Source organism: Saccharopolyspora antibiotica (assembly GCF_047200635.1).
Taxonomy (GTDB): domain Bacteria; phylum Actinomycetota; class Actinomycetes; order Mycobacteriales; family Pseudonocardiaceae; genus Saccharopolyspora_C.
Window position 1 is genome coordinate 153,728 of sequence record NZ_JBJZOI010000012.1, and the last position, 17,702, is coordinate 171,429.

Below are 17,702 nucleotides of genomic sequence, written 5' to 3' on the forward strand. Positions count from 1 at the left end.
CCTCCTACTTCTGCTTCGGGTCGAGCGCGTCGCGGACGGCGTCGCCGAGCATCACGAACGCCAGCACGGTCACCACCAGGAACCCGGCGGGGAACAGCAACAGGTGCGGCGAGGATTCGATGAACTCGCGGGAGTCCGCGATCATGACGCCCCAGGACACCACCGGGTACTTCAGCCCGAGGCCCAGGTAGGACAGGGTTGCCTCGGCGCCGATGAACCCGCCCAGCGCGATTGTGGCGTAGACCAGGACCGGAGCCAGGCAGTTCGGCAGCATGTGCCGCAGGATGATCCGCGAGGGCTTCGCGCCCAGGGCGCGGGCGGCCTTCACGTAGTCCTGCTGCTTCGCCGAGATCGCCGCGGAGCGCATGATGCGCATCGCGATCGGCCAGGACAGCAGCGAGATCGAGATGACCACCTGGAGCACGACCCTGGTTCCGCTGGGAATCTCGCCGGGCTGGTTGAAGGTGGTCAGGATGACGATGGCGCCGAGCACGAACGGCAGGCCGAGGAAGATCTCGGAGAACCGGGACAGCAGGTTGTCCAGCCAGCCGCCGTAGTAGCCGCCGATGATCCCGACGACCGAGCCGATCAGCACCGTGCCCAGGGTCGCCAGCAGACCGACGGCGACCGAGGCGCGGGCGCCGTAGATCGCCCGGGCGTAGATGTCCCGGCCCTGCACGTCGTAGCCGAACCAGGCTTCGGCGGAGGGGCCCTGCCGCGACTTGGCGAGCATCGAGATGTTCGGGTCCACCGAGGTGAACAGCTGAGGCACGGCGACCACCAGCAGGAGCAGGAAGATGATCCCGGCGGAGACCAGGAACAGCGGCCTGCGCCGCAGGTCCCGCCAGGCGTCGCCCCACAGGCCGCGCGGCTTCTCCGGCTTGGCCTGCTTCGCGGCGGGGGTGGCGGGTTCGCCGCTCGTGGTGGTGGGAGCAGTGGCAGTCGAGTCAGGCATATCGAATCCTCGGGTCCAGCACCGCGTACAGGATGTCCACCAGGAGGTTCATCAGCAGGTAGACCAGCACGAGGAGGGTGACGATGCCGGTGACCGTCATGCCCTCCTTGGTCAGGATGGCCTTGTAGACCAGGCCGCCGATGCCCCGGATGTTGAACACGCCCTCGGTGACGATGGCACCGCCCATCAGGGCGCCCAGGTCGGTGCCCAGGAAGGTGATGACCGGGATCAGCGAGTTCCGCAGCAGGTGCACGCCGACGACGCGGCGGGGGGTGAGCCCCTTCGCGTGCGCCGTGCGCACGTAATCGGCGCGCTTGTTCTCCATCATGCTCGTCCGGGTCAGCCGGGCGACGTAGGCCATCGAGAGGCTGCCGAGCACGAACCCGGGGACCAGCAGCTCGCCGATCGTCGGATCCGAACCGACCGAGGTCTTGATCAACCCCAGCTCGGTGCCCAGCCAGACCTTGAGCACGAAGCCGGTGACGAAGACCGGCAGCGAGATCAGGAACAGGGTGGACACCAGCACCAAGCTGTCCACGAAGCCCTTGCCCCGGAGGCCGGTGACGATGCCGGCCAGGACGCCGATGACGGCCTCGATGACGAGCGCGACCAGGGCGAGCCGCACCGTGGTCGGGTAGGCGTTGGAGATCAGCTCGGAGATCTGGACCCCGGCGTAGGTCTCGCCGAAGTTCCCGCTGAACAGCTGCCCGAGGTACTTGAAGTACTGCACGACCAGCGGGTCGTCGAGGTTGTACTGCGCGGTCATCTCTCGGACGTACGAGTCCGGGCAGGCCCGCTCACCGCACTTGCCTGCGAACGGATCGCCCGGAACGGCCCACACCATCGCGTAGATGATGAACGTGGTGCCGATGAAAACTGGGATCAACTGCAACAACCGTCGCAGTACGTATCGACCCACCGGTCCTCCTGTGGACAACGAGCACGGCCCGGCCCGCCCCGTTCTCCGGGGCGGACCGGGCCCGCGCTGCTTACTGCTGCTTGAGCGTCACCGACGTCAGGTCGAGCTTGCGGAACGGCGTCGCCTTCGCCTCGGCGAGGCGCTCCGCGGAGAAACCGGCCTGGACCGGCTGGGTCCACAGCGGGATCACCGGCATGTCGTTGGCCAGCAGCTTCTCCGCCTCGGCGTAGAGCTTGTTGGCTTCCTCCACGGTCGGCGCGGCGTTCGCCTTGTCGAGCGCGGCGTCGAACGCCGGGTTGGCGTACTCGTAGTCGTTCGAGGACGCGCCCGTGCGGTAGAGCTGGGTCAGGAACGTCTCGATGTTCGGGTAGTCCGCGACCCAACCGGTGCGGAACATGCCGGTGAACTCGCGGGCGTTGGCCTGCCGCCGGAACTCGCTGAAGGTCGGGGTCGGCGCGAACTGCACGTCGATGCCCAGCGTCTGCCGGATGCTGGCCGCCACGGCCTCGGACCACTCGTTGTGGCCGCCGTCGCCGTTGGTGATGATCGTCAGCGTGCCCTGGAAGCCGCCCGCCTTGTCGAGCAGCTGCTTGGCGCGCTCCGGGTTGTAGGTGCAGTACTCACCGCACTGGTTGGGCACGTAGCCCTCGACCGACGGGGAGGTCCAGCCGTCGGCCGGCTGGCGGCTGCCCGCGAAGATCTGCTCGGTGATCGTCGGGCGGTCGATCGCCATCGAGATCGCCTTGCGCAGGTCCGGGTTCTGGAAGCGCTCGTCGTAGAGCGGGAACGCGAGGTTCTGGGTCAGCAGGCCCGGCTTCTCCTGGGCGCCGTCCCCGAGGTCCGCGCGCCACTTGTCCCCGGCCAGCGCCGAGACCGGCACCTGGCGGACGAAGTCGAGGTTGCCCGAGACCAGGTCCTCGTAGGCGGTGTCGAGCTCGTCGTAGACCTTGAACTCGACGTTCTGGACCTGGGCCTTGTCCTCGCCCTGGAACTGGTCGAAGCGGCTGACGGTCAGGCTCTGGTTCGGGGTCCGGGACTCGAACTTGAACGGACCGTTGCCGATCGGCTTCTCCTCGTAGCTCGCCTGATCGGTGAAGAACACCTCGGGCAGCGGGTAGAAGGCCGAGTAGCCCAGCATGGTGGGGAAGATCGTCAGCGGCGCCTTGAGCTCCACCTGGAAGGTGGTGGGGTCGAGGACCTTCAGCCCGGACATCTCCTGGGCCGTCGGCTTCGGCGCCTCCTGCGGGCCGCTGGCGCCGTCCGGGTCGGCGGGGTTGACCTCGTCGTAGCCCTTGATCTGCTCGAAGAAGCTCGCGCCCTGCTGCCCGTTCGGCCCGTAGGCGGTGAAGTTCCAGGCCTTGACGAAGCTGTCGGCGGTGACGGGGCTGCCGTCGTGGAAGGTCCAGCCGGGCTTGATCTTGATGGTGAAGCTCTTGTTGTCCGGAGACGGCGTGATCTCCTGCGCCATCTCGTTGCTCACCGAGGCGTCGTCCGGCGAGTACTTCACCAGCCCGGAGAAGATCGAGTCGAGCACGTTGCCACCGTTGACCTCGGTGGTGTTGCCGGGGATCAACGGGTTCTCCGGCTCCCCCCACTCGACGGTGACCGTGTCGCCCGATGCCGCGCTGCCGCCCCCTCCGCAACCGGAGGCCAGCATGGCCACCGCCAGCGGAACCGCGACCAACGCCGCCAGACGTCCCTTTCGCATGTGCGTCCTCCCACTTCCCACGCGGGCCCCTGTGAGGATTTCCCGGGGCCGCCACGCACGGCGACGATGTTCACCGCCGCGATAGATGAGCGTAAACATAAATGAGAAACCCCCACCCGCAGTGCCTCGTCACAAATCCGTCACTTTCTGGCTCGATCCAGAAACGGGACGCCCACAGCCCGGAGGCGACTGGCCACACTCTGAGAACTAGCTGATAGAAAGCGCGATACCGTCGAGGATGTCGTGCTCCGAGACGCACATCACGTTGATCCCGGCGCGTTCGTGCAGCTCGTCGGCGATGACCTTGACGACGAGCGCTCCGCCGCTGATCACGTCAACCCTTCCCGGGTGCATCGAGCCGATCGCGGCGCGTTGTTCATGACTCATCGTCAACAGGCTCGAAGTCGTTTCTCGCAGCACTTTCTGGGATAAACGGGAAAGGTGAATTGCAGCCGGGTCGTAATCCGGCAAGTCCTGCGCCACGGCCGACAGCGTGGTGGCGGTACCGGCCACGGCCACCCAGGTGCGAGCTCCGGAGGCGTCGACCGCGGCGAACGCCTCGTCCAGGATGCCGCGGGCGACCCGCTCGGCCTCGGCGGCCTCCTCCGCCGACGGCGGATCGGCGCGCAGGCAGCGCTCGGTGAGCCGGACGCAGCCGATGTCGGCGGAGAAGGCGGCATCGATCTCGGCGGTGGCGCCGTCCCAGCGGCCGACCACGAGCTCGGTGGAGCCGCCGCCGACGTCGCTGACCACGAACGGCCCGTCCGCGGGGTCGAAGTCGCCGACGGCGCCGATGAAGGACAACCGCGCCTCCTCGTCCCCGGTGATCACCTCGGCGTCCACGCCGAGCACTTCCCGCACCATCGCGAAGAAGTCCTCCCGGTTGGCGGCGTCGCGGGTGGCCGAGGTCGCGACCATCCGGACCCGCTCGACCCCCTTGCGCCGGGCGATCGCCGCGTAGTCCACGAGCGCCGCGCGAGTGCGCTCCAGCGCCTCCGGCGCGAGCCGCCCGGTGGCGTCAACGCCCTGGCCGAGCCGGACCACCCGCATCTCGCGGTGCACGTCGCGCAGGTCGCGGACACCATCGCTGCTCGTGGTCACGTCGGCCACCAGCAGCCGGATCGAGTTCGTTCCGCAGTCGATCGCGGCCACCCGGGACATGGCCCCTCCTCGCAGTGCTCGGTGCTCCGGGGCCGCGCCGGCGCCCCCGTCCTTGATCGACGACCACGCTAGCCGTTGAGCGGGACCGGCGGGAGCGGACTCACCGGCGGCGTGTCGGCCCAGGACACCGAGAGCGGCGGACCGGCGCCCGCGACCTCGGGCGCCGTCGGCCCGCCGGAGCAGCGCTCTCACCCGATCGAATGATCAACGGGTCGGTGCTCACGAGGCGGGGCGGTACTCCGCCGGAACCTCGCAGGGGGTCAGCGGGCCATGCGTCGCGGCCCCCACGAGCACCACGTCGCCGGGCAGCACCGCGTGCGGGTCACCGCTACCGGGTCCGGGCCGGGCACCGGCTGCCGCTGCCTGCTCGCGTGGGACGAAGCGGCCCTCGTCGAGGACGGTGCTCTCGCACGGCGGCGCGGGCTCGGCGACGGCTTCGGAGGAACTCGTCGCGGAGTCGCCCGACCCGGCGGAGGTTCCCGGCTGGGCGGAGGCGCCGCCACCGGTGGCGGCGCCCGGGGCGCTGGTCCCGGCGGAGGGCTCGGGCAGCGGCGAGAGGTCGATCGGCGGGAGGCCCCCGCTGGAGGGGCCGGGCGTCGAGGATCCCGGTGCCGATGTGCCGGGCGTCGAGGATCCCGGTGCCGATGTGCCGGGCGTCGAGGATCCCGGTGCCGATGTGCTGGGCGTCGAGGTGCCGGGCGTCGAGGTGCCGGGCCGCCCGGAGGACTCGGGCTGCCCGGAAGGCTCGGGTTGGCCGGAAGGCTGGGGCTGCCCGGAGGTCTCGGGCTGGCCGGGGGGTTTCAGCTCGCCGGCCCCGGGCGGCGCGGAGGACTCCGGAGGTACGGGCGCGGAAGTCGGCGGTGTCGTCGCGCTCGGGTCCTCGGTACCGGGTTCCTCGGTACCGGGTTCCTCGGTACCGGTTTCCGCGGTACCGGTTTCCTCGGTACCGGGCGGGCGCTCGGCACCGCTGGGCGCGGCCCCGCCCGGTTCGGGCGGCCCGCCCTCCGGTTTCCCAGCCGGGGGATGCTCCCCCGGGACTCCGCTGTCCTGCGGCACGTCCTCACCCGGTGACCGGCCGCCGTCCGGCAGCGCCGCCGCGGGCGGCGCGCCCGGATCGGTGATCTGCTCGGTCGGCAGCGCCGCGGGCAGCCTGCTCCCGGCCAGCACGTCGTGGTCGCGCGACTCGGGCAGCGGCTCCAGCGGAAGCGGGAAGGCCCCGTCCGCGTAGGCCCGCGCCCAGCGCAGCACCGACCGCACGTAGTCGTCGGAGTGGTTGTAGCGGAACACGGCCTCCGCGAGCGCGCGCGGTTCTCGCAGGTCCCCACCGCCTTCGCAGAGGTAGGCGCCCGCGGTGGCCACCGCGTCGTGCACGTTGTGCGGGCTGAGCTCCCCGTCGTCGTTGCCGTCGATGGCGTACTCGTTCCAGGTCCGCGGGATGAACTGCATGGCCCCGACCGCCCGGTCCCACACGGGATCACCGTCCAGGCTGCCGCCGTCGGTGTCCGGGATCGCGGCGACCCCGGGGCTCCCGTCCAGCCGGGGCCCGAGGATGGCCGGAACCGTGGTGCCGCTGACGTCGACGCGCCCGCCGCGCGCGTGCCCGGACTCGATGCGGCCGATGGAGGCGAGCACCGACCAGTGCACCCCGCAGCCCGGGTAGCTGGTGGCGAGCCGGTCGGCGGCACCGACGTAGGCGGCCATCATCGGCTCCGGGATGTCCAGCCGCCCTCGGGGCGAGTCGTCGACCGGCTCGGGCGCGCGCTGCGGCCGCCCGGCGAAGTCCAGCAGCTCGGGGCTGGGCCCCTCGCTCTGCGGGAGGTGGCCGCTGGCGCCGTGGACCCCGCCGTCCGGGGAGGAGTCGGCGCGGCCGTCGCGCACGGTCGGCGGCGGCAGCGAGAGCAGCGCGCTGGAGGCGGCGACGAGGAGCAGCGTGGGGGTCAGCGCGGTGGCGGCGCGCCACCGCCGCCGGTTGCGGCGACGTGCGGCGGGACGGGTGATGCGAGCTGCCACGGTGCCCCCACGTGATCATCCGCGTTCGGGCCGCCTCCGGCCCTTGCTGGATCCGCCACCACCGTGACACGAAGACGGGACCGGCGACTCTCGCGCTCACTCCATCGAGTGCTGTTATTAGCCGCTTCGATCATGGAACGTGATCGATCCTCCCGCATCGCCCCGCTGATCCCACGAAGGAGTGGATCTCAGCCGCAGGAGTGCGCGCGCGGGGTTACTCAGCGGTAGGTCCGTGCTCTACCCTCCGCCCATGATGCTCAGCGACGAGCCTCCGCCCGACGCGGCCGGCGCCCCGGACGCCGAGCGCTGGTCCACCCACCGGGTGCGCAACCAACCGCCGCCGCTGGACGGGTTCGACCCGCTGGACTGCGATCCCGCGCTGCGCGCGGCCGTGACCCGCTACGCCGGCGCGGCGGCGGCCGAGGAGCTGCGGCCGCTCGCGCGGGAGGCGGGCTCCGCGACCGCGCGGGAGCACGCCCGCGCGGCGAACGACAACCCGCCCGCGCTGCGCACCCACGACCGCTGGGGCCACCGGATCGACGAGGTCGAGTTCCACCCGTCCTGGCACTGGCTGATGGACCGCGCGGTCGGCCACGGCCTGCACGCCGCGCCGTGGCGGCCGGAGGCGGGGCCGGACGCGCACGTGCGCCGGGCCGCGGGCTTCTACCTCTGGTCGCAGGCCGAGGCCGGGCACGGGTGCCCGATCTCGATGACCTTCGCCTCGGTGCCCGCGCTGCGGTGCTCCCCCGCGCTGGCCCAGCAGTACCTGCCGGGCCTGACCTCGGGGACCTACGACTTCGGGCCGCGTCCCCCGGGGAGCAAGGCCGGGCTGCTGGCGGGCATGTCGATGACCGAGAAGCAGGGCGGATCGGACGTGCGCGCGGGCAGCACCACCGCCGAACCGCTGGCCGACGGCAGCTTCCGGCTCACCGGGCACAAGTGGTTCACCTCGGCGCCGATGAACGACGTGTTCCTGACCCTGGCGCGGTCCCCCGGCGGGCTGAGCTGCTTCCTGCTGCCCCGGGTGCTGCCGGACGGCAGCCGGAACGAGATCCACCTGCAGCGGCTCAAGGACAAGCTCGGCAACAAGTCCAACGCCTCCGCTGAGCTGGAGTACACCGGCGCGCTCGGGCACCTCGTCGGCGAGGAGGGCCGCGGGGTGCGCCACATCATCGAGATGGTGTCGATGACCAGGCTGGACTGCGTGCTCGGATCGGCCGCGAACGTGCGGATCGCGCTGTCGGAGGCCGCGCACCACGTGCACCACCGCAGCGCGTTCGGCGGGCCGCTCTCCGACGCCCCGCTGATGCGGGCGGTGCTGGCCGACCTGGCGCTGGAGTCGGAGGCGGCGACGGCGCTGGCGCTGCGGCTGGCGGCCGCGCTGGACGCGGGCGAGCGCGAACTGCTGCGGTTGCTGCTGCCCGCCGCGAAGTTCCACGTGTGCAAGCGGGCGTCGACCGCGGTGGCCGAGGCCCTGGAGTGCCTCGGCGGCAACGGCTACGTCGAGGAGTCCGGGCTGCCCCGGCTCTACCGGGAAGCGCCGCTGATGTCGATCTGGGAGGGCTCCGGCAACGTGACCGCGCTGGACCTGCTGCGCGGCCTGCGGCGGGAGCCGGACTCCGCCCCGGCGCTGCTGGACGAGCTCGACACCGCCCGGGGCGCCGACCCCCGCTACGACGCCGCGCTGGTGCGGCTGCGCGGGGAGCTCGCCGACCCGAGCCCGGTGCGGGCCAGGCTGCTGGCCGAGCTGATCGCGCTGACCGCGCAGGCCTCGCTGCTGCTGCGGGACGCACCGGGCGAGGTGGCGGACGCCTTCATCGGGACTCGGCTGGAGCCCGGCTCGGGACGCTCCTTCGGCACCGCGCCGGAGGCCCTCGGCGGACCGCTGCTGGAACGGATCGCGCCGCGGGCCTGAGCGGCCGGTCGATCAGGACGGCAGGTCCGCAGGCCAGCGCTGCCCGATGATCTCCAGCGCCTCGTCGCCGAACGGGTTCACCCCGGGGCCCTTCGCGAGCGAGTGCGCGACGTGGACGTGCAGGCACTTCACCCGGTCCGGCATTCCGCCCGCGCTGACGCGGGTGCCGAGGGATTCGATCGCGTCCCGCTCGGCCAGGTACGACTCGTGGGCCCGCGCGTAGCGCTCGGCGAGTTCGGGCTCCTCGGCGAGCCGGTCCTGCATCTCCCGCATCAGGCCCTCGGCCTCCAGCGTGGAGCAGTGCGCCGTCAGCTTCGGCGACGTCAGGTAGTACAGGGTCGGGAACGGCGTGCCGTCCTCCAGCCGCGGGTTGGTCTGCACGACCGCGGGCTCGCCTGCCGCGTCGCGGGCCGCGACGGCGCGCAGGCCGCGCGGGGGCCTGCCCAGCTGGCGGGCGATGCTGTCCCGGTCGCTCTCGGCGACCGTCGAGGTATTGATCACGTCAGTTCCCTGTCAACGACTTCCACAGATCCGAATACCACGCGCCGCCCTCCTCGGGCGCCGGCGCCGTCGGCGGCGCCATCGGCTGTCCGGGCAGCTCGACGACGTACGGCGTCTCACCCGGGCGCACGTACCCCAGCCGGGAGCGGGCCTCGGCCTCCACCCGCTCCGGGTCCGAGAGCTGCACCTTGCGCAGCTCCAGCTCCCGCACCTGCTGGGTGAGCTCCGTCCGCTGCTCCTCCTGCGCGGCGAGCTCGTCGCGCTGGGTGAGGTAGGTGCGCAGCGGCACCGACACGCTCAGCGCCATCGCGCACAGCAGCAGCGCCAGCAGCGCCGCCCGCCGGGTCGAGGAGAGCTTGAACGCGCCCGCGGTCTCCGACCGGGTCTTCGGGCGCGGCCGGGAACCCGATGGGGCTCCCGGCCGCGTCCCGGACCGCTTCGCGGGGGCTTGCGCCTCGGAACGGCGCCGCGCGCCGCTCCCGCGCGCCGCGGAGGTCGCGCCCCCGCGGCGGCGCTGCTGTCGATCAGAAGATCGCCCGCTCGGCATCGTCCGCACCTGTCGTCGTGGTCACCCGGCCGCGTGGACCGCTGGCGACCAGGATGTCACGCCTCCGGGTTGAGCCGCGGGAACGCCAGCTCACCCGCATAGCGGGCGGCGTCTCCGAGGGCCTCCTCGATGCGCAGCAGCTGGTTGTACTTCGCGACCCGCTCGCTGCGCGCCGGTGCGCCGGTCTTGATCTGGCCGCAGCCGGTGGCCACCGCGAGGTCGGCGATCGTGGTGTCCTCGGTCTCGCCGGAGCGGTGGCTCATCATGCTCTTGTAGCCGCAGGAGGTGGCCAGGCTGACCGCGTCCAGCGTCTCGGAGAGCGTGCCGATCTGGTTCACCTTGACCAGCAGGGCGTTGGCCGCGCGGCGGTTGATGCCCTCCTCCAGGCGCTCCGGGTTGGTGACGAACAGGTCGTCGCCGACCAGCTGGACGCGCTCGCCGAGCTCGCTGGTGAGCTGCACCCAGCCGTCCCAGTCGTCCTCGCCCAGCGGGTCCTCGATGGACACCAGCGGGTAGTTGTCGAGCAGCTCGGTGTAGTAGCCGGTCATCTGCTCGGCGCTGCGCTTGGCCTTCTCGAAGGTGTAGGCGCCGTCCGCGAAGAACTCGGTGGCGGCCACGTCCAGCGCGAGCACGATGTCGGTGCCCAGCTTGAACCCGGCCTTGTCCACGGCCACCGCGATGAGGTCGAGGGCCTCGCGGTTGTTGGCCAGATCGGGGGCGAAGCCGCCCTCGTCACCCAGGCCGGTGGCCAGGCCCTTGGCCTTCAGCACCGACTTCAGCGCGTGGTACGTCTCCGCGCCCCAGCGCAGCGCGTCGGAGAACGAGTCAGCGCCGACCGGAGCGATCATGAACTCCTGGACGTCCACGCCGGTGTCGGCGTGGGCACCGCCGTTGAGGATGTTCATCATCGGCACCGGAAGCACGTGCGCGTTCGGGCCGCCGACGTAGCGGAACAGCTCCAGGCCGGCGGAGTCCGCGGCGGCCTTGGCCACCGCGAGCGAGACGCCGAGGATCGCGTTGGCGCCGAGCCGGGACTTGCCGGGGGTGCCGTCGAGGTCGACCAGCTTCTGGTCCACCACGCGCTGCTCGGTCGCGTCGAGGCCGGCGAGCTCCGGGGCGATCTCGTCGAGAACGCCCTCCACGGCCTTCTCCACGCCCTTCCCGCCGTAGCGCTCGGCGTCGCCGTCCCGCAGCTCGACCGCCTCGTGCTCACCGGTGGAAGCGCCCGAGGGAACGGCGGCGCGGGCCAGCGTGCCGTCTTCCAGTGCCACTTCGACCTCGACGGTGGGGTTGCCGCGCGAGTCCAGGATCTCGCGGGCACCGACCTGCTCGATGATCGCCACGTGTGCTCCTTACCAGGGTTTGAGGTATGGGCGGCTCGCCCGGCTCGCCCGTGCGCGCGAGCGGGCGCCGATCGCCCCACGACCGTCCCCGACCCTATCGGTGGGCGCGCCGCCGGTGCGGCCGACTTCGCCCACGCCACACCGCGCCGACGCCCCGGCGCGGGCCGAGATCGTCCGGGTGACCACGCGCGGTGATCGCGGAGGGCCGGGACGGTCTCCATCAACATCCGCTCGGCCCTCGAGGAACAGCGGGTCCGGCACGTACCGTTGGGCGGTCATGAGCACCGATGGCACCGTCGAAGCGTTCCGCCGGGCGGAGAGCCTGGTCGCCCAGCGACGCCCCTGGGAAGCCCTCCGCGCCCTGCAACCCGTCCTCGACATCGCCGAGGACAAGCCCTCCGTGCAGCTCCTGCTCGGACGGGCCTACCTGTTCTCCGCCCAGTTCCGGCGGGCCGAGCGCGCCTTCCTGCGGGTGCTCGAACTCGACCCGTCCGATCACTACGCGCGGCTGGTGCTCGCCCGCGCCCTGCAACGCCAGGGGCGCCTTCGGGAGGCGCGCAGCCAGGTGAAGATGGCCGCCGCGATGAATCCGGACCCCGCCTACCAGGAAGCGCTGGGCGAGATCAACGCCCGGCTGGCCCGCCGCGAGGGCTGATCGCCGCTCGAAGGGGTCGAGCGCTCGGAGCGGTCCCCGGCCGCGACGGGGGTTCCCCGGAGCGGACCGGACGGCCGTTCAGCGGCGTCGGCTCGCGGCGCCGGAGTAGCTCTCGGCGATCGCGTAGACCTTCTGCGCGTACTCGACGGAGTTGTTGTACGACATCACCGCGCCCCACCAGCCGCCGCCGGTGGTGAGGTCGCGGCCCCCGGCGCACAGGTAGCGCCCGGCGGCCATCGCCGCGTCGTCCAGGTTCTGCGGGTCGCCGAGCCCGTCGCCGTTCCCGTCGGTGGCCCACTTCCGCCAGGTGGACGGGATGAACTGCATCGGCCCGACCGCGCGGTCGTGGAGGGGGTCGCCGTCCAGCGCCCCGCCGTCGGTGTCGGCGATCGCCCGCACGCCCGGTGCGCCGTCCAGCGCGATGCCGATGATCGGCTGCGAGGGGAGGGCGTCCTCACCGAGCACCCGGTCGCCGTAGCGGCCGTGGTTCGACTCGATGCGGCCGATCCCGGCGAGGGTGGCCCAGGAGATCTTGCAGTCGGGCCGGTGCTGACGCATCGCCAGATCGGCGTTGACGTAGGCGACCAAAGCCCGCGCCGGGACGTCGACGGCGGCGGCGACCTGGTCGGCCCACTCCCGGACGGGATCCTCGCCCTCGGGCGCGCCCTCCTGCGCGGGCTCTTGGACCAGCGGGGCGGCGGAGCCGGGCAGCACGGGCGCCGGTTCCACGATCGGCTCGGGCGGCGGACCCGCCACCGGGGCCGCCTCCGGTCGGGTCAGGATCGCTGCCAGCGCGACTGCCGCTCCCATCGCGGCGACGAGGGACAGCGCGATGGCCAGCCGCCCGACCGCGGCAGCTACGCCGCGCAGCCGGGGTGCGGGGGGCTCTGTCACGCGATCAGGCTACTTGCCGGTATCCGGGAGAACTAGGAGCGAACGGGAAAGGACCACCGTTCGGCCCCGCGGCCCGGGCGACGGGCCCGAGACCGGATCGGGGGCTCCCGTCGCGGTTTCCCGGCGGACCGCGCCCGAGGACGGCCGCCGCGCGGCGATCACCCCTCAGCCGAGAGGGTGCGGCTGGTCCGGCCGTAGTGGTCGGCGTGGTCCAGGACGTCCTGGCCGTAGTCGCGGCTCTCGTTGTAGTCGAGCAGCGCCAGCCAGAACCCGTCGGGGTCGTTCAGGTCGCCGCCGACGGTGCACAGGTAGCGGGCAGCGGCCAGCGCCGCGTCGTCGATGTCGTTCGGGTCGGCCACGCCGTCGCCGTCCGCGTCGACGGCCCAGTCCTCCCAGGTGGTCGGGATGAACTGGAGCGGCCCGATCGCCCGGTCGAAGACGGGGTCGCCGTCCAGCCTGCCGTCGTCGGTGTCCTCGATCCGCTTCACGCCGTGGCTGCCGTCCAGGGGCAGGCCGATGATGGGCACGCTCGGCCGCCCCGTCTCGTCCAGCCGCGCTCCTCCGTAACGACCGTGGCTGGACTCGACGGCGCCGATGCCCGCGAGCGTGGACCAGCTGATGCCGCAGCCCGGGTGCGTCTCCTGCACCGCGCGGGCCGCGTAGCCGTACGCCTGGAGCGCGGCGCGCGGGATGTTGAGCTCGTCGGACATGTCCTCGGCCCACGCGGCGAGCTGCAGCTGCGGCCGCTGGGCGATCGACAGCGGCGGAGCACCCGCGGGCAGCACCTGGAACGGGGGCGGTTCGACACCGCTGTCCGGGGGCGCGACGGCGGGCGGCGGGATCGCCTGCACGCTGGGCTCGGTCTGCTCCTGGCGGGAGCTCGGTGCCGTGCCGCACGAGACGAGCAGCGCGATCATCGGTACCACTCCGGCCAGCCGCCACGATCGGCGCGAGCCCAGCTGCTGCGACACGAATGCCCTCCCTCTCCCGGTCACCAGTGTGCACGTGCCCGCGATCGCCCCGTCAGCGATCCGGACTTTTCGTCCAGCTCCGCGCCGGGAGACCGCGAATTCCCAGGTCCGAGGCCTCGAACGCGGAACCCGGATCTACTGTGGACGTCGATGGCGGTCAGCCCGCGGCGGCGGTCGAGCCCCAGTACCCGGCCCACTGCTCCGCTCCGAGCCGGTGCGGGTCGAGCCCGTCCGCCCGCGCGGCGGCCTCGGCGGCCCGGACCCGCGCGGCGAACGCGAGCGAGGCGGCCCGGAGCTCGTCCTCCGGATCACCGCCGTCCAGCCTGATCCCGGCGGCGAGGCCGAACAGGGCCGCGCCGGGCGATCCCGCCACGTCGAGGAGCTCGCGCGGCACCCCGGCGCGATCGGCCCGGTCCACCAGCTTCGCGGCCAGCGCTGCCGCCGGCTGCCCCAGCGCGACACCGTCCACAACGGACTCGCGCTGCTTCTCCCGCTGCTTGAGCTCGTCCCAGCGCAGCTGCTGGGACTCGGCGTCGCGCACGGACTCGGCCTCGGTGAACACGTGCGGGTGCCGGGTCACGAGCTTGCCCACCAGCTCGGCGGCGACCGCGTCGACGTCGAACGGCTCGGAATCGTGCTCCGCCGCGATCCGCGCGTGGAACAGCACCTGCAGCAGCACGTCCCCGAGCTCCTCGCGCAGCGAGGCCCGGTCCCGCTGCTCGATCGCGTCGAGCAGCTCGTAGGTCTCCTCCACCAGGTAGCGGCGCAGCGAGTCGTGGTCCTGCTCCGCGTCCCAGGGACAGCCGCCGGGAGAGCGCAGCCGATCCATCACGGTCACCGCGTCCAGCAGTTCCACGCCCGTCGGCGGCCGCGAGCCCAGCACCTCGGCCCCGGCCGCGCGCAGCGCAGCGGCCTGGTCCGAGTGCAGGTCGGGGGCGAACAGCACCACCGGTTCCCGCTCGGCCCGCGCCACCAGCTCCGCGGCCGGGGGCGCACCCGGATCACCGAGGGCCGCGGCCGTCGCGGGCGCCAGCCCCTCGGCCGCGTGCACCGCGGCGGCCCGGCGCAGCGCGGGCACCGCCGCCGCCGGAATCACGTCCCCGAGCCGGTCGTCCACGATCACGATCGTCGAGCCCGGGAGCACCGGGCCGGTCACCTCGTCCGCCGTTCCTGCCGCACGCATGGAGCGATTGTCGCAACCACCGAACCTCCCCTAGCCGCAACGCCTGATCCACCCGGCCGAGCCTGCCCGCCGGGGGCACCGCGCCCCGTCCGACACACCGGCGCACCACTCCGAAAGGTGATCTTCGACGAATTCCACCCCGGACCACCGGGGCGTCGCGATCAGGACCGCGAGCCGGTCTCCGGGAAGACGAAGCCGACCGTCTCGTCCTGGTTCGGAGCCGCCGACATCGCGAGCTGGTCCCAGACCCCGTAGCGGGGGCTGAGCTCGACCCCGGCCCGCTGCGCGGTGACCCGCAGCAGCTGGTCGCCGAAGGCCTGCATGCGCATCTCGTCCGCGCCGGCCGAGCTCGGGGCGGGCGGAGGAGCGCCGACGTCCCGGCGCTTGATCCGCACCACGGTCCACTGCCCGGACTGCGGCTGGAGCTGGAAGGCCATCGCGGTTCCGGGCAGCGCTCCGAACAGCGGGGTGCCCGCGGCCAGGTCCGGCACTTCCGCCGAGCGCAGCCGCTGGTCGGCGGCGGCGCCCAGCCCGGCCTGCTGGTCGGCGGTGACGACGGCGGCCGACTCCTGGTCGCCGCGAGCCATCCGCCGGGCCTTCTCCTCCGCCTCACCGCGCGTGGTGGCGGACGAGACGTCGTAGGTGATCGCGAGGCGGTCGACGTACCCGCGACCGAGCTCGGCGGCCAGCAGCCTGCTGCGGACCACGTCGGCGAGATCGCTCTCGGTGTAGATCTGCCCGGCGCTGGCGGCCTCCGGGCCACCGGCGGCGTCGATCACCTGGCCGACCCGCCGCTCGTCGACCCGCAGGTCTTCGTCGCGGGCGGCCTGCTCGATCAGCTCGCGGCGCACCAGGTCCCCGGCGATCCGGCGCCCGAGCTCGCCGAGCTGCCCCTGCTCGGTCAGCTGCGCCTTGGCCTCCGGCTCCTTCTCCAGCACGGAGCGGTACCTGCTCTGCACCTCGTTGACCGGGATGCGCGCCTGCCCGACGAGGGCGGCGGCCCCGGCCTTGCCGGGCCCGACTCCGCACCCGGCGAGCAGGGCGCAGCAGAGCGCGATCAACGCGAGCGGGCGGACCCGGGAGATGACGGAGATCACGGGCGCCACCCTCTCACGAGATCATCTCCGGGTGAACCCTCGGCGGCGGTCAGTTCACGCAGGGGACGCCACCAGCGGTGATCGGCTGCTCGGGGGCCTGCGCCCGCACCGGATGCGGCCCGTCGAGCCGGATCCGCCGCGAGCCGGCGAAGTTCCGGATACCCGGGCCGTCGTAGCCGGTTCCCAGGTAGACCTCGACGGTGCCGGGCTCCACCGCACCGCTGGTGCGCACCGTCAGCCCGCCGAGCGCATCGGCGACCTGCGCGCCCGCGTCCTCCTCACCCGCGGCCACCCGGACCGAGGAGGAGCTCGACCTGCTCGCGTTGCCGGTGGCTCCGGTGCGGAAGCCCTCGCCGGCGAGCTCGTCGAGCACGCTCGCCGCGAGGCCGGTGACGCCGGAGGCGTTGTAGACGCTCACCGCGACCCGGGAGGGCGAGTCGCCGCTCGGTTCCGCCGAGGTGCTGGCGGGCTGCTCCTCGGGCGCCCGCTCGGCCTGCTGCCGCACGGCGCGCTCCTGCGGGGACAGCAGCAGATCGGCCACGAACTCGCGCACCTCGGTCTCGTCGGCGTGCACCTCCTCGCGCCCCGGCTCGCCGACCAGCTCGACCGGGATGGTCTGGAACTCGATGTCGCCCCCCGCGATGCCGCGCATCCGCTGGGCGAAGTCCACGACGTCCCAGCCCGCGTCGAGCGTCACGGACTTGCGCAGCGCGCCCATCAGCTCGGTCAGCTTGACCGGATCGGTCAGCGTCCCCGCCGAGAGGATCTTGTTGGCGAGCCCGGACAGGAAGACCTGCTGGCGCACCACGCGGTCGAGATCACCGCGCAGCAGGCCGTGCCGCTGGCGCACGAAGGACAGCGCGTCCCCGCCGGAGATCGTCTGCGGACCTGCGTCGAACACGGCGCCCGAGTACTCGTGGTCGTCGACGGGCTCGTTCAGGCACACCTCGACGCCGTCCACGGCCTTGGTGATCTCGTAGAACCCGAGCAGGTTCACCTCGGCGTAGTGGTCGACGGTGACCCCGGAGAGCTCCTCGATGGTCTCGACGAGGAACTTCTGCCCGGCGGTGCGGGCCTGCCGCTCGCGCTCGCCCGGATCGGCGACGCCGTCCTGCTCCAGCTGCCGCAGGGTCGCGACCCGCTCGGTGTTGTACGCCTCGGTGAGCAGGTGCTCGCCGTAGCCGTGGCCGAGCCGCACCCGGGTGTCGCGCGGGAAGGACACCGCGCTCGCCCGCTCCCCGCCGTTGGGGATGCGCATCAGGATCATGGTGTCGGTGAGGTTGCCGCTCTCCGCGGTGGTGCGCAGCTCGCGCAGCACCTCCTCGGGAAGCGGATTGCCCTGCGCGTCGGTGCGGGCGTCGTTGCCGACCAGCAGCACGTCCACCGCGCCGTCGGGAGCGCTGACCCCGCCGCGGATCACGTCGCTGCTGGCGAGCCCGCCGCTCCAGCCGTTCAACTCGGTCCAGGCGTAGGCGCTGCCGCCGAGCACCGCCACGGACAGCAGCGCGATCAGGGCGCGCCCGATGATCCTCCCGGCGCGGCGCCGCCCGCTCGGGCGCGGCGATCGCCGCGGCGAGCCGCGGCGCCGGACGGTGGTCGATTCACCGGGGCGGGACGGCCCCGGAGGTCGCGGTGATCCCGGTCGCTGCGGTCCCCTCGCACGATCCACGCCTCGTCCCCTCCCCTGCCGGCAGAACCAGGCGGCACGTCGATCGGCGAGACCACCCACCAATCCAGACGCCTCGCACGCGCCGCGGTTGCCCGGGAGCGGCGAACGGCCGCCGAACGGCGGCTCGCGGGAGCCTGCCGGACGCGGGTGAACCCGGCATCACCGCCGGGTTTC

Annotated in this window: 15 protein-coding genes; 2 read left to right on the plus strand and 13 right to left on the minus strand. The window is 72.8% G+C overall.

Annotated elements, in window-relative coordinates; all coding sequences use genetic code 11:
- Nucleotides 1–4: 4 nt before the first annotated feature.
- From ACL03H_RS12365 to ACL03H_RS12385, 5 genes are all read right to left on the minus strand, one after another.
- Nucleotides 5–955 (minus strand): ABC transporter permease, encoded by a 951-nt coding sequence (locus ACL03H_RS12365; RefSeq protein ID WP_412811317.1) that lies wholly within the window; start codon nt 953–955, stop codon nt 5–7.
- Nucleotides 948–1,874, minus strand: coding sequence for an ABC transporter permease (locus ACL03H_RS12370; RefSeq protein WP_412811318.1), 927 nt, complete (start codon nt 1,872–1,874; stop codon nt 948–950). Before ACL03H_RS12370 ends, ACL03H_RS12365 begins: the two co-directional genes overlap by 8 nt.
- A gap of 70 nt (nt 1,875–1,944) precedes the next feature.
- The gene (locus ACL03H_RS12375) at nt 1,945–3,582 is read right to left on the minus strand and encodes a peptide ABC transporter substrate-binding protein (RefSeq protein WP_412811319.1); all 1,638 of its coding nucleotides are present in this window, start codon (nt 3,580–3,582) and stop codon (nt 1,945–1,947) included.
- Nucleotides 3,583–3,789: 207 nt separating this feature from the next.
- Complete coding sequence (locus ACL03H_RS12380) at nt 3,790–4,743, minus strand: Ppx/GppA phosphatase family protein (protein WP_412811320.1); 954 nt, start codon at nt 4,741–4,743, stop codon at nt 3,790–3,792.
- Nucleotides 4,744–4,962: 219 nt separating this feature from the next.
- Nucleotides 4,963–6,753 (minus strand): lytic transglycosylase domain-containing protein, encoded by a 1,791-nt coding sequence (locus ACL03H_RS12385; RefSeq protein WP_412811321.1) that lies wholly within the window; start codon nt 6,751–6,753, stop codon nt 4,963–4,965.
- A 253-nt stretch (nt 6,754–7,006) separates the two neighbouring features.
- On the opposite strand from ACL03H_RS12385, the gene ACL03H_RS12390 reads away from it, so the two are divergent.
- The gene (locus ACL03H_RS12390) at nt 7,007–8,668 is read left to right on the plus strand and encodes an acyl-CoA dehydrogenase family protein (protein ID WP_412811357.1); all 1,662 of its coding nucleotides are present in this window, start codon (nt 7,007–7,009) and stop codon (nt 8,666–8,668) included.
- Between the two features lie 12 nt (nt 8,669–8,680).
- On the opposite strand, the gene ACL03H_RS12395 is transcribed toward ACL03H_RS12390, so the two are convergent.
- Genes ACL03H_RS12395 through eno form a run of 3 tightly spaced genes read right to left on the minus strand, consistent with a single transcriptional unit; the run spans nt 8,681 to nt 11,059 of the window.
- A complete protein-coding gene (locus ACL03H_RS12395) occupies nt 8,681–9,166 on the minus strand; it encodes a DUF501 domain-containing protein (RefSeq protein ID WP_412811358.1) in 486 nt (161 codons plus the stop codon).
- A 4-nt stretch (nt 9,167–9,170) separates the two neighbouring features.
- Complete coding sequence (locus ACL03H_RS12400; protein ID WP_412811322.1) at nt 9,171–9,716, minus strand: FtsB family cell division protein; 546 nt, start codon at nt 9,714–9,716, stop codon at nt 9,171–9,173.
- Between the two features lie 56 nt (nt 9,717–9,772).
- A complete protein-coding gene (eno, locus tag ACL03H_RS12405) occupies nt 9,773–11,059 on the minus strand; it encodes a phosphopyruvate hydratase (RefSeq protein ID WP_412811323.1) in 1,287 nt (428 codons plus the stop codon).
- A gap of 277 nt (nt 11,060–11,336) precedes the next feature.
- Here eno and ACL03H_RS12410 point away from each other — a divergent pair, with 277 nt between their 5' ends.
- Nucleotides 11,337–11,714 carry a tetratricopeptide repeat protein gene (locus ACL03H_RS12410; protein WP_412811324.1) on the plus strand — a complete coding sequence of 126 codons (378 nt, stop codon included), beginning with the start codon at nt 11,337–11,339 and terminating at the stop codon, nt 11,712–11,714.
- A 78-nt stretch (nt 11,715–11,792) separates the two neighbouring features.
- Here ACL03H_RS12410 and ACL03H_RS12415 read toward each other — a convergent pair whose 3' ends face one another.
- The 5 genes from ACL03H_RS12415 to ACL03H_RS12435 form a co-directional block, all read right to left on the minus strand.
- Nucleotides 11,793–12,608, minus strand: coding sequence for a lytic transglycosylase domain-containing protein (locus ACL03H_RS12415; RefSeq protein WP_412811325.1), 816 nt, complete (start codon nt 12,606–12,608; stop codon nt 11,793–11,795).
- Between the two features lie 158 nt (nt 12,609–12,766).
- Nucleotides 12,767–13,579, minus strand: coding sequence for a lytic transglycosylase domain-containing protein (locus tag ACL03H_RS12420; RefSeq protein ID WP_412811326.1), 813 nt, complete (start codon nt 13,577–13,579; stop codon nt 12,767–12,769).
- A gap of 157 nt (nt 13,580–13,736) precedes the next feature.
- A complete protein-coding gene (locus ACL03H_RS12425) occupies nt 13,737–14,762 on the minus strand; it encodes a nucleoside triphosphate pyrophosphohydrolase (RefSeq protein WP_412811327.1) in 1,026 nt (341 codons plus the stop codon).
- A 161-nt stretch (nt 14,763–14,923) separates the two neighbouring features.
- Entirely contained in the window at nt 14,924–15,859 is a 936-nt protein-coding gene (locus ACL03H_RS12430) for a SurA N-terminal domain-containing protein (protein ID WP_412811328.1), read from the minus strand.
- A 49-nt stretch (nt 15,860–15,908) separates the two neighbouring features.
- Nucleotides 15,909–17,354 (minus strand): LCP family protein, encoded by a 1,446-nt coding sequence (locus ACL03H_RS12435; protein ID WP_412811329.1) that lies wholly within the window; start codon nt 17,352–17,354, stop codon nt 15,909–15,911.
- Between the last annotated feature and the right edge of the window lie 348 nt (nt 17,355–17,702).